The organism is Paeniglutamicibacter antarcticus (assembly GCF_039544305.1).
Classification (GTDB): domain Bacteria; phylum Actinomycetota; class Actinomycetes; order Actinomycetales; family Micrococcaceae; genus Paeniglutamicibacter; species Paeniglutamicibacter antarcticus_C.
In genome coordinates, this window is record NZ_BAABLK010000034.1 from 214,278 (window position 1) to 226,138 (window position 11,861).

At 60.4% G+C, this 11,861-nt stretch carries 9 protein-coding genes; 5 read left to right on the plus strand and 4 right to left on the minus strand.

Going from position 1 to position 11,861, the window contains the following annotated elements:
• The first annotated feature begins 123 nt into the window (after positions 1–123).
• Both ABEA12_RS12580 and ABEA12_RS12585 read left to right on the plus strand, forming a co-directional pair.
• Positions 124–1,800 carry a thiamine pyrophosphate-dependent enzyme gene (locus ABEA12_RS12580; protein WP_210099990.1) on the plus strand — a complete coding sequence of 559 codons (1,677 nt, stop codon included), beginning with the start codon at positions 124–126 and terminating at the stop codon, positions 1,798–1,800.
• 362 nt (positions 1,801–2,162) lie between these two features.
• Positions 2,163–2,390 carry a hypothetical protein gene (locus ABEA12_RS12585; RefSeq protein WP_210099989.1) on the plus strand — a complete coding sequence of 76 codons (228 nt, stop codon included), beginning with the start codon at positions 2,163–2,165 and terminating at the stop codon, positions 2,388–2,390.
• A gap of 570 nt (positions 2,391–2,960) precedes the next feature.
• Here the strand turns inward: ABEA12_RS12585 and ABEA12_RS12590 are convergent.
• Positions 2,961–3,485 (minus strand): nuclear transport factor 2 family protein, encoded by a 525-nt coding sequence (locus ABEA12_RS12590; protein WP_210099988.1) that lies wholly within the window; start codon positions 3,483–3,485, stop codon positions 2,961–2,963.
• Between the two features lie 416 nt (positions 3,486–3,901).
• Here ABEA12_RS12590 and ABEA12_RS12595 point away from each other — a divergent pair, with 416 nt between their 5' ends.
• Positions 3,902–4,354 (plus strand): hypothetical protein, encoded by a 453-nt coding sequence (locus ABEA12_RS12595; RefSeq protein ID WP_210099987.1) that lies wholly within the window; start codon positions 3,902–3,904, stop codon positions 4,352–4,354.
• A gap of 192 nt (positions 4,355–4,546) precedes the next feature.
• On the opposite strand, the gene ABEA12_RS12600 is transcribed toward ABEA12_RS12595, so the two are convergent.
• The gene (locus ABEA12_RS12600; RefSeq protein WP_345468466.1) at positions 4,547–5,410 is read right to left on the minus strand and encodes an SDR family NAD(P)-dependent oxidoreductase; all 864 of its coding nucleotides are present in this window, start codon (positions 5,408–5,410) and stop codon (positions 4,547–4,549) included.
• A 2,280-nt stretch (positions 5,411–7,690) separates the two neighbouring features.
• On the opposite strand from ABEA12_RS12600, the gene ABEA12_RS12605 reads away from it, so the two are divergent.
• A complete protein-coding gene (locus ABEA12_RS12605) occupies positions 7,691–9,157 on the plus strand; it encodes a sensor histidine kinase (RefSeq protein WP_345468469.1) in 1,467 nt (488 codons plus the stop codon).
• A complete protein-coding gene (locus tag ABEA12_RS12610) occupies positions 9,153–9,821 on the plus strand; it encodes a response regulator transcription factor (RefSeq protein ID WP_210102468.1) in 669 nt (222 codons plus the stop codon). Before ABEA12_RS12605 ends, ABEA12_RS12610 begins: the two co-directional genes overlap by 5 nt.
• A gap of 97 nt (positions 9,822–9,918) precedes the next feature.
• Here the strand turns inward: ABEA12_RS12610 and ABEA12_RS12615 are convergent, their stop codons facing one another.
• Together ABEA12_RS12615 and ABEA12_RS12620 are read right to left on the minus strand one after the other, a co-directional pair.
• Positions 9,919–10,389 carry a hypothetical protein gene (locus tag ABEA12_RS12615; protein ID WP_210099986.1) on the minus strand — a complete coding sequence of 157 codons (471 nt, stop codon included), beginning with the start codon at positions 10,387–10,389 and terminating at the stop codon, positions 9,919–9,921.
• 142 nt (positions 10,390–10,531) lie between these two features.
• On the minus strand, positions 10,532–11,749 hold the full coding sequence (locus tag ABEA12_RS12620) for a phosphotransferase (RefSeq protein WP_210099985.1): 1,218 nt from the start codon (positions 11,747–11,749) through the stop codon (positions 10,532–10,534).
• Positions 11,750–11,861 lie beyond the last annotated feature (112 nt).

An 11,861-nucleotide genomic window follows, 5' to 3' on the forward strand; every position in this document is an offset into this window, starting at 1 on the left:
GTGACCAGGCATCATGTACATTTGCTGGAAACCTAGATTTAGTTCGACACGGTAGAGCACAACGAGGTGCCCGCCGTGCAACATTCGTCGCGTGTGCCACGGCGACAGCAAGGAGCAACCTTCATGAGCGCCCAAGAACAGCAAGCAAAACCCGAAGGCCCAACACCAACCAAGAAGTCGGCCGGCCATCTCATCGTGGACACCCTCGTTGCCCACGGCGTGGAACGCGCCTATGTGATCCCCGGGGAGAGCTACCTTGATGTCCTGGACGGACTTCACCACTCCCGGATCGAAACCGTTGTCTGCCGCCACGAGGGCGGCGCCTCATACATGGCGGAAGCCGACGGCAAAATGCACCAGCGTCCCGGTGTCGCGATGGTGACTCGTGGTCCCGGTGCCGCCAACGCCCATGTCGGACTGCACACCGCATGGCAGGACTCGACACCGATGATCCTGTTCGTGGGTTTGATCCCTTTCGCCCACAGGGATCGCGAGGCGTTCCAGGAGTTCGACATCAAGGCGTGGTTCGACACCGGAGCGAAAAGGGTCATGGTCTTGGACCATCCGGAGCGTGCCTCGGAAATCGTTGCCGAAGCCATGTTCTCCGCCATGAGTGGCCGGCCCGGACCCGTGGTTGTCGGGCTACCCGAAGACGTCATTCGCGAATTGGTCTCCCCCGACCTGCACCCGGTGATTCCGGTGGCCAGCGGCGGGATGACGGTGACCGATTGGAAGGAGCTTAAATCCGCGCTCGAGGAATCCACCAAGCCACTGTTCGTGCTCGGTGGAAATGACTGGACCCAAGCAGGAACCGACGAGCTGACCGCGTGGCTCGAGGAGCACCACTTGCCGGCCGCGGTCGAATGGCGTTGCGAGGGGAACATCCCTTTCAGCTCCCCGTCGTACGTTGGCCCGATCGGTTACGGCCGACCCAAACCCACCTACGACCTGCTTGAGGAAACCGACCTGATGGTGTTCGTCGGCACGGTCCCCGGAGATGTCATCACCGATGGCTTCTTGGTCCGCCAGGACTGGTCCAAGAAGAACTTCCTGGTCACGATCGATTCATCGCTGCGCGGTCGCTCCGGGGCTGTCTCCCACCAAATCGTTTCCAAGCCGGACGTCTTCGTGAGGGACCTGGTGAAAATGGAACTCATCGACAAACCGGAATGGCAGTCCTTCACCGAACGCATGCGCGCAGAACAGGAGAAATTCGCCGCACTGCCCACCGCGAGGCCTTCCGACGGCCCCGCACGCATGGATACGCTGATGGCCAACTTGGTTCCGGGGCTGCCCTCGGACGCAATGGTCACCCTGGGCGCGGGCGAGCACACCAACTGGGCGCACCGCTACTTCCCCACCGAGAAATACGCCTCAATGATCTCCGCGCGCAACGGTTCCATGGGTTACTCAGTACCATCGGCGATCGCCGCGTCCTTGAACTTCCCGGGGCGACGCATCGTGACCATTGCCGGTGACGGGGAATTCCTGATGAACGGCCAGGAGCTTGCCACCGCGGCACAATACGGTGCCACCCCGCTGGTCATCGTGATGGACAACCAAGAGTACGGGACCATCCGCACCCATCAGGAACGCCACTATCCCGAACGTATTTCCGGCACCCAACTAGCCAACCCGGATTTCGCGCTCATGGCCCAGGCTTTCGGTGGCTTCGGCGTCCGGGTCGAGCACGACAGCGAGATCCCTTCCGCACTCGAGGCGGCCCTGGAGGCGATCGACGGCAAGGGAACATTTGCGCTGGTTCACTTGATCGTGGAGCAGCGAGTCAAGGCGTACTAGCCACGCTCCTTTCAATGCTGGCCCGATAACAATTCCACGTTGGGATAAGCACTAGCAGCGGCGTGTTCGCGGGCTCTTGATATTCCCGCGTGCTAGTTTCCTGAAGCTGCAGCGATCGGCCGCCACCACAAGACGCCGCATCGCTTCGCTTTACCGATCTCGAGTCCTCGCCTCACACTGGCTATTTGTACCCCAAGGAAGGAATGGCAGATACGGCTTCATGGTACGGCCAGTCCGGGCAGGTGGTGCCGATTGTTCCGGGAAGCCGGTATCGGTCAGGAACTACGCCAACAATTCCTGCGGGTTGCCCCTCCCAAAGCACAAATTCCGATCGTCCGGCTTTGGTAGGGCCAGGTAGACGCATGGCCAGGGACCGTCGAGACTCCGAGACGTTCGAGCGTGACCGTGGTGGAATCGATGTCCACGGCCGAAGCATCATTGCTTGTGCTGTGGATGCAGCCACAGAAGAAGTCACGCAGGGCCGGATGAATCCGGACATGGTGGCCGATGCTGCGTGGATCAAACAGGTCTCAGGTCTGGTCCAGATGGTATCTGGGGCTGGCAACGCCGGGTTTGGCCTGTTCCGGTGATTGACCAGACAGGGAGGTGGCTATCTAGCCGCGCCCACCACAAAGCCGACGGGTGCCCCACGCAAGAAAAAAGAGAGCACCTCCCTCGCACGGTACCGACCTGGACCTTGTTCCCTCACACGCCGTTCGAGCTCCATCGAGCATCCCTGCCCGATGGTCCCTGCACTAGGTTCTCCCGCACTGAGCATGCCACGACATGCCTCACGCCGTGTCCGCCATCCTGTCCTTGGTTGGCGAAAGTGGCGGCATCAAGCGCCCTTTCCTGCGGTATCTGCCGGCAACGACAGCTCAGTCGGTGAAAAAGCCGTCCTGTTTGCTTCCCGCGAAACAATAAAAAATGACCTTCGTCGTGTACTGAGGCGACTGGCATATGGCTGAAGCTTGGCTGCTGGTGCTACGGACGTCATTAACGCTGCTTTGACCAGGCGTTGAGTGAAGCAGGCATCGCCCCACGGCAGGGGCGTGTGGATTCACCATCGAATGGACCCAGGACGCGGGTCGGGTGGCCCGATCGGTATATGGAAATCACCGTTGATCTTGTAAGCCGACCGGGCAAGGCGACGACCGATGCTACGGTGCGGCGCTCTCGGTACACATCGCATCCACCCGCGCGAAAGTACCCTCGGTGATCACGGTATCGGCGGTCAACGGTCGGCGGATGGACCACGTCTCGGTGAAGTGGCACTTGGACATTTTCCAGTGGCCGTCCTCGAGTCGATATTCGTCGCTGTACTCCCCGGTCGAGATCGTTTCGGTGTGGTCCATCAGATTTACCTGCCGGAACCGAAGCGTCCATCGACCCTTGGCGGTGTATTTGTCGATCAGCGCGATTTCTGGGTGCACTCCGTGGTGCATATCGTAAATAACATGCTTGCCATCTACGGTGTGCAGCGCAATCTGTGTGAATATCTCCGTCATCGGATCGGCATCGTCGAAAGAACCTAGCTGACCGTAGTCGATGCTCGCTCCTACGCGGATGAAGCAGTCGCGGAATGTCTTCGGATCCTTTCCGTCACAGGCTCTCCAATACCTGTGCTTGAGGTTCTTGATCTCCTCGATTTGTTCCAAGGCATCGATTCGTTGCGTCAGATCCACTGGGTTGCTCCATTTCTACTATTCTTGGGCTGGACTAAAATTTTCCCGGCGTCGCCATCTTCCGTGGCACCTTTTGTGCCCAAGGTGTCCTAGGGGTCATGAAAGAACTCAATGAACGCGGCACCGGCCTCTTCCCGGTTCTTCGGGGAAAGCATGCTAGCGCCACCTGTCACCGTTTTTACACCCCTGACATCTCCAAGGAGTTGTTCTGGTTGCTCGGACGCTTCCCCAGCGCGGAACCGACATCGCTTACGCAAGTGAGCCAGTAATAGCGAGCGTGGCGCAGGTTGCAGGACAACAACGGCGGTATTCCCGGCTGAACCCCGTGGCGCGGTACACAGTGATTGCGTCAGGGGAGTCGCTGCGTGGGTAGTCGGCCACGTGCTTTTACAAGTCCCCTTCCGTGAGGCGCGACAATGGCAGCTGCCGGGCTTCTGGAAACGCTGCGCGGTGAGGGATCTGCGCGGATGGGACAACACTTGAGTGAAGGCACTTATTTTGAAGAGTACGTGGAAGATCGTGGAGGGGTTCTCGCGCAGGTGCTTCACGTAGTGGACGAGCGCGTGGTCTGCGTCCTCGGTGTAGAACAACATGTGGTTGGAGCGCCCGCGTCCGCCTTCCTGCTCCACCCCGGACGGCAGCTTTTCGCGGACGAGGTAAAGGAGAAGCTGCAGTCCGATCAGTCCGGGCATCCTCTCCGGATGCCCGGGTACCGGATCGCATGGAGCACCCAAGCCAAGGACTGGGCTCGAGAGCACCGCCCTGTCGTCGCGTGTGTGGTTACGGAGACTGCAATTGTCGGCAACGAATCGGCCACCGCGGTAATCCCAGACCTTATCGGGAAACGTTATCTGTGCCATGCCCTTTAACGCCGAGGTGATGATTCCATTGCCTGCCTTGCTCAGTTGTCGCCAACTGATCCCTGCACGCGCAAAACCGTAAGTACGAACCCCAAGCGATTCTTCGTCCTCTTCGACGAAGTGCATCTCCGGAGCGTTCGTCCGGGCTTGGTGATGGGTCAAATGTCTCATCGGCGCTTCTGTCCGCGAAGTCACGATGTGTCACTCAATAACGGCGTCGGCAAAGGTGGGTGGATTCCCGAGGAATGGGCGGTGGGAGGGAGGCTGCTTGCCATCGATATCGACGATCCCGAGTTCGTGTGCGGCCTCGGCACCGATCAAAACCTTGCCACTGCGTTTCATCAGATCAGTGTCTTGTGCAAGCGCGGCAATCACACGTCCTGTGAACTCCGGAGATTCCGCAGTGGCCATCATCTCGTCATAAGTCCCCGGGGTTTCCTCTAGCGCGGCGAGAGTGCGTTCAGTTCTGAGGATACCCATCCAGATTGAGACAACGGCGACGTCGTATGGGCGGAAGTCCACTGCCATATCGTGGGCCATCTTGTCGACCGCTGCTTTGACGGCACCGTACGCTGGACCGTGCATGTAGCACGTGCCGCCGAACGAGGACGTGTTCACCACTAGACCTTGACCGTTTGCCTGAAGCAGCGGAGCTGCGTAGTAGCTCGAGACATAGCTCGAGCGCACTCCCACGTTGAACATGTCGAGCATACTCAAGGGTTTCTCCCAGAACGGGCCGGGAGTCGTGAGCATGTCCGGCACCGCGAACGCGTTGTTCACCAAGATATCGAGCCGTCCGTCAGCCTCACGCACCTTTTCGAAAAGTGCCTGCACCTGGGAATCATCGTTGTGGTCGACGATGACCGGCACGCCGATGCCACCCCGTAGATTGATTTCCTCGGCGGTAGCGAACACGGTGCCCGGCAACGGCGCATCGCCTTCACTTTGCGTGCGTCCCGTGACATAAACCTTGGCCCCCGACTCACCCAGTGCCAGTGCTATGCCTTTGCCGGCTCCCCTACTGGCCCCGGTGACCACCACCACTCGATCCGCACTGATACCCACGTGGACTCCGTTCGTCGTTAAGCGGCCACTGATCTCGTCAGCATGGTCCGAATCACATCAATTACAGCGTACGGTTACGTGCCCACCCATCGGCGGTCCCGTTCAGCGGGATGCCAATGCTTGATGCGAGGAAGAAGCACTCTCTCCCTTCTACCGCCTGGCTAAGCCCATGCTCGTGTCTGGAACCATCGAACCGGGGGAAACCCCTCGTGAGCGAATGACGTGCCGAATGCAAGAACCCCCTACCCCGAGCGTTCGAGACCACACCCCATGGTCGCGCCTGCACACATCCTGAGCGGCACCTCGGACTTACCTCGAACAGCTGCGAAGCCAATCATCGCTCTGCTGTGGGGCTTGGATTTGAAAGCGATTCACAGGTCCAAGGAAGCCCTCGGAATCGTTTGGATCCTCGGGGTGGCGGATTGTGGCGGAAAGTCGTTTCGGCACCCGAGGATGCCTTCATCCCGCCTCACTGTTGCTTGGGCAGTTCACGGGAAATCAGCCTTATTTTGTGCTCCGGGGCGCAGGCAGTGACAGTTGGCAAAGCCGCCTAGCGTTGGATCTCCGGGCCGTCGTTGAATAGGCGCCGGATCGCTGATGCCGGCAGCCGGTTCTTCCTTCTTCGGCGGTGCCGCATGCAGCTTCTGCCTCAGACTGCCGACATCTGGGCATGGTTACTCGTCGCACCCACCCACGTCCGCCGTTTGCCCTGGGCTCGCCACGGAACTGCGCCCCGCCCAGCGGAAAAGCATGTGGAACTGCAGAGGCGCAGCCCGGACCGCTTCTTGGGGGTTTCGGTACATTCACCGGAAGCCCCCGGTGCAGCCCATCGCACCAAACACCGCAGGATCCGGACACCGCGCTGCCGACGGACCGCAACATGTGACGAACGGCCATTACTGGGCCGGAATAGAAGGAGCATCCTGGAACTGCCTGACGGTGAGGATCAGCGACCAGCGAATCGCTCGCGGGGACCGTGTTGCTCAGCTGCGTGCATCGCCCCTTGGTGATCTTGCCCCCGAGAAGGGGTTCAAGCCGGACCGGGGAACTGCTCCAAATGCGGGCGGCCCGCATAGGTCACTGTTCCCGCCGTTAAAACCAGAAACGGTAGCAAAGAGGTCAGCCAAAGTCCGCGCCTGTCACCAAAGACCCTGTGCTCGTCGTCTGAAAGTACCCGGACCCTCTAACGAAGAATTCTTGAGCGAAAATGGCATGGTTGTTCCCCAACATCTGGTTCCCGGGCAGTGCTGGGTGGAGGTCATCCGTGCGGTGGTGCTTCAAAGCGCGTGGGTGCATCGACGAATCATGATCTCTTGACCAAGCTGGCACCGGATGGCCTAAGTCTCAGCCTCGGGAGACCATTAGCCGCTAACCTTCACATTGTCTGAGGATCCAGGGCATAAGTACCGAAGATTGGCTTCGCAGGGTCACGTCCCGGGGGCGCCGCGGCTTCCCGGTGCCATTCTGTGTACCTGGTCCGCTAGTCGCCACGAACTTTGTCCGGGGGCGACTGTTCGTTTTTCGGCAACCGACCATAGTGCTGTGCCCTGGCTGCCTGTTCTTCCCTCGAAACCCTAGGTGGCCCTGCTAACTGGCACTCTGGTAATGAACGGTTCTGATTCGTCGTGGACGGTTCCCGCTTCCCTGTGTGGGTTTGCGACGACGACGGTTGGTACCCCTTGGGCGGAGCCGGGTACAACGGAAACACAACAACAGCTCGATCTCGTACCGAGCTTCCGGGTGTGCCCGGGAAGAGAATGATTCGACCAAGTGATCCCAGCGCACCCGCCGCTCTCTCGGAGTTTTCTTGGCCGCTTCAGCGGTGATCGAAGGGTCTCATCTGCGTCTCATCTATCTGGGTCATACTAGTGGACATGGGTTCACGCAGAGGACGTCAGGTCGCTTTTTGGGCAACGGTATTCGTTGTCCTCGCCCTCGGCGTCTATGTTGTGGCCCAAGAAGTCTCTGCCAGGCCCCCGGTAAAACTGGGTCCTCGCATCACCATCGAACAGAGTCCTTCGCCCACGAATCCGTTTCCCGACGAATCCCCGAGGCCTTCCCCGACCACGGAAAATTCGAAGTCTCCAAGTCCACCGCAAACACCTAGCAGCGTGACGGCAACGCGGGCACCGAGCGTCGTGCCTGGCACATCCGCCCCCGTCAACCCCCTTCCCCCCTCGGTGGCAGACGACGACGATGATCACGACGTGGACGACGTGGACGACGTGGACGACGTGGACGACGATGATGATGACTAGAAAGCCGGGTAGAGGCCCACACATGCAGGAAACTGCCAGGGCATCCGAACCGTCAAAACAGGGCTCATCGGTGCGCTCGCGCGTGCTCGCAGGCATGTTGGGGCTCATCACCATCGCGTTCATGGTTACGGGAACGGTCGTGTATCTATTGCAACTAAGCACCATGGACAATCGGATCGATGACTCGCTCAAGCGCAGTGTCGAGGAGTTTCGGGTCTTGGCGGGCCGCAGCACCGATCCGGCGCTGTTCCCGGAGCACATGACAGCAGAGGTGCTCCTTTATACGGCCATGCAACAAAAGCTCCCGTCGAATCACGAAGGCATGCTCAGCGTGGTGAACGAAAAGATCCGATGGACGGCTCCGGAAGTGGTCGATCTCAGGTTGGAGCACGATGACGAGTTCGTTCGTTGGGCGAGCAGCAAGGCCTCGCACCACGAAATCATTCTCGAGTCAGTGACCACCAGCGTAAGGACCTACCGGGCGGTCTCAGTACCGGTCGTCTTGGGCGAGCAAACCACGCCGGCCCACCTGGTGTTCGCTTTTGACTACTCCGCCGAAAAACGGGCCTTGAACAATGGTTTCTTGATGTACCTGTTGGTCGGACTCGGGGTGCTGCTGGTTGCCGGGGTCGCGGGCTGGATGCTCGTGGGTAGGCTGTTGCTGCCGGTCACCTTGCTCCGGGACACCGCTCGACAGATTTCCGAATCGGACCTCACACAGCGCATCGAGGTTGTTGGCCGCGATGACCTTGCCGAACTGACCATCACCGTCAACGCCATGCTCGATCGCTTGGAAAAGGCCATGGTTTCCCAGCGCCAGCTCCTGGACGATGTCGGCCATGAACTCAGGACCCCGGTGACCATCATCCGTGGACACCTCGAACTCATGGATCGGCTCGACCCCGACGACGTGGACCAGTCGCGCGACATCGCCTTGGCGGAGCTGGACCGAATGTCCTCCTTGATCAATGACCTGGTGACCCTGGCGAAATCGAACCGTGTCGACTTCATCAACCCTGTTGCCACAAATACGGGTACGCTGCTTGATGAGCTGCTGGACAAGGCCCGGCCCCTGGGTGAGCGCAGGTGGCGCATCGGCCACCGCAGTGAAGCCACCGCCGTTCTTGATCCACAAAGGATCACTCAGGCGATGCTGCAGCTATGTTCGAACGCAGCCAAGTTCACCGTCCCGGGAACAACCATCACCTTGGGCACCAATATCGCCGACCCCAACGCGAAGGTGCCGCGTTTGCGGCTCTGGGTCCGGGACGAAGGAGTCGGCATTGCCGCGGAGGACCAGGCGAGAATTTTTGAACGCTTCGGCAGGGGCCACAACTCAAAGCGGACCGAAGGCTCCGGACTTGGCCTGAATATCGTCTCGGCCATCGCGTTGGCACACCACGGACGCGTCAGCGTCACCTCCGATGTTGGCATCGGTTCCACGTTCATCATCGAAATACCCTTGCATGAAGGAGGAGATGACCATTAGCCGGATCCTGATCATCGAGGACGAGGAACGCATCAGCTCCTTTATAGCCAAGGGGCTCAAGGCCTCGGGCTTCCAGCCGACCGTTGCCGCGACCGGGTTGGAAGGAGGGTCCCTGGCCCAAGCCCAGGATTTTGAGCTCATCATCCTTGACCTGGGTCTTCCCGATGAGGACGGGTTCGATGTACTCAAACGCATTCGAGGCTCCCACGTGGATACCCCCGTGATCATCTTGACTGCCCGAACCAGCATCGATGACACCGTGGCAGGGTTGGAAGGTGGCGCCGACGACTACATGGCCAAGCCTTTTCGCTTCGAAGAGCTTCTGGCGAGAGTGCGTTTACGCCTGCGCCCCCAGGCAAACGGAGCCGATACCCACACCTTGAAGGCCGGGTCCCTGGAACTTGACCTCGGTAGCCGCCGGGCCATTCTCTCCGGCCGTGAGATCGATCTATCGACCCGGGAGTTTGCCCTGGCCGAGGCCTTCATGCGCAACCCTGGACACGTGCTGAGCAGGGAACAGTTGCTTTCGAGGGTCTGGGGGTACGATTTTGACCCCGGCTCCAACGTCGTGGACGTGTATGTGAGGTACCTGCGCAACAAGCTGGGCGCCGAATGGTTCACCACGGTCAGGGGCATGGGCTACCGCTTCGAGGAACCTGCCTGATCTCTCGCACGGCCTGCAAACAAATGCACGTGAACCATGTAACGGGCTCCGGCCTGAAGATGGGATCCGGTCTCAGCGCCGGGGCCTGAACCGAGAGCTAATCGGCGCTGAACGCCGAGGGTGCTGAGGGGGCCGAAGGCGGGGACTGCGGTGACCACGCAGACACGGCCGACGCTGCAGAGATCGGCGAAACAGCCGATTTCGCTGAAGCCGGGGAGACCGCAGACTTGGCCGATACCGGGGACACCGCTGATTTAGCAGACACAGGGGAAACGGCAGGCTTGGCCGAAACAGTCGGGGCAGCCGGCGCCGAAGACCGGTCGGGTTCGACCACAGACACAGGGGTTGCCGATTGGGGCGCACCGATCTCCACTTGTGTAGGGCTCTCTTCGATCTTGACGGAGCCGGCGACCCGTTTCACCGACGAAGGCCCAGGCAGCGTCACGCCTTCGTGCAGGTTGACCGGCGCGTTACTCGGGAAGATCGGCTGTGCCGCCCCGATGCCTGCACCGATGGCCATCACTCCAAGTGCACCCGTGATTGACCAAAACGTACGCGACTTCTTCATCGTTTCCTGCTCCTTCGATCACTGCACTGCCATTGCCGTGTTTCCAGCATGGCCGGTGAATGTGAGCCGAAGAGGAGAACCCGATGAGAAAGTTCTCATCTGGGCAGCCGGTGCCATATCCGTCGCTTCCGCGTCCCGAAGGCTAACCGGCCCGGGTGAGCAGTTGCTCGACTACGGCCAGCCGGGCCAAGGCAACGGCGTGCCAGCCGGGGTTTGTCTCGTCTCGGGCCCCTGCCACCAGGGACAGGACCACGCATGCAGCCCGCGCATAGAGGCCGCGACCCGGGACATCGCGGTTCGCCAGCTCTCGTTCAAAGGCCTTGGCATAGATCTCGAGGTAGCCGTTAACCCGCCCGTAGCGGGGGTCCAAGCCCGGCAATACCGCCAGGTGGCCCAAGAAACAGGCCAAGTCATCGACCAGGTATCCGGGGCCCGCCGAATCAATGTCCAGCAGTCCGGTGATGTTTCCGTCCATGAAAAAGACGTTTGCCTCATAGAAATCCCCGTGGCTCGGAACCAGCTGACCGCGCTCGGAGTCTTCCAGGATGCCGGCCAAACGTTGGAGCATGGATCCGATGTTCACTGTTTGGTCCGGCACTGCCGTCTGGGCGGCATGCCCATACCAGCCCAGCCTGTCCGACCATGCGGGCCGGGCGGGCACATTCATCAGTGATTGCGGCAATGAGTCAAGGAGCTCGATGATTTTTTGCGGTTCCAAGGGCAGGCCCGGGGCATGCATGAGGCCTTCGGCCAGCGCCTCGCCGGTGGCCCGGTGAAGGGCAAGCACGCCGCTGGTTGGCGGGCCAAGAGGAATCGGCGCAGGGACGCCTGCCTCCAGCAATGCCAGGTGCTTATCATGGAACAGTTGCGAATCCTGGCGCAGCACCTTGAGGAACAGTTGGTGCCCGTCGGTGAACCGTGCGTGCATCACCGCCCGACGCAGGGGGCGGTAGGCCAAGGTACGCAGGTCCTGGAGCACGCGGCCGCCTCCCCAGTTTTCCTCCACCAAAGCCGGGGTGGTGGCCAGCGGCAGCCCTGGAAGCAACGGATCCGCTGGATGCAGCCAAACGACCACGGTGCCCCTGCCGCTATCCAGGCGCACGGTCCCCTCGGGAACAATATCCAGTTTTTCGGCGGTGGCGCCCAGATACAGGTTGGAGGACCCGTTATTCGCCGCAAAGACACCCGAGACGCCGGCCCCGGGGCGGTGGTGCAGCTCTGCCACGGACACCTTGGCATTGGCAAGACCCATGGACGCAACTGCCTCTGCAAGGATCCCTGCAAACTCGATTGATCCGAAGAACTCAAGTTGTTCGCGTTCATCCCAGTGCCGGGGACCCTGGACAGCCGGTGGATTCATCAATGCCTCGTTCCTTTTACACTCTCGAGGGTCCAAAAGGCCGGGAGTCCCAACGAGACCTTTCCCCCCTGTCCGATACCATCTCACATCCGCAGGGATTCGAACCACCATT

What these genes read in the sequence shown, in the direction of transcription:
- ABEA12_RS12580 (WP_210099990.1), top strand. Translation starts at nt 124, where the DNA reads ATGAGCGCCCAAGAACAGCAAGCAAAACCCGAAGGCCCAACACCAACC.
- ABEA12_RS12585 (WP_210099989.1), top strand. Translation starts at nt 2,163, where the DNA reads ATGGCCAGGGACCGTCGAGACTCCGAGACGTTCGAGCGTGACCGTGGT.
- ABEA12_RS12595 (WP_210099987.1), top strand. Translation starts at nt 3,902, where the DNA reads ATGGCAGCTGCCGGGCTTCTGGAAACGCTGCGCGGTGAGGGATCTGCG.
- ABEA12_RS12605 (WP_345468469.1), top strand. Translation starts at nt 7,691, where the DNA reads ATGCAGGAAACTGCCAGGGCATCCGAACCGTCAAAACAGGGCTCATCG.
- ABEA12_RS12615 (WP_210099986.1), bottom strand. Translation starts at nt 10,389, where the DNA reads ATGAAGAAGTCGCGTACGTTTTGGTCAATCACGGGTGCACTTGGAGTG.
- ABEA12_RS12620 (WP_210099985.1), bottom strand. Translation starts at nt 11,749, where the DNA reads ATGAATCCACCGGCTGTCCAGGGTCCCCGGCACTGGGATGAACGCGAA.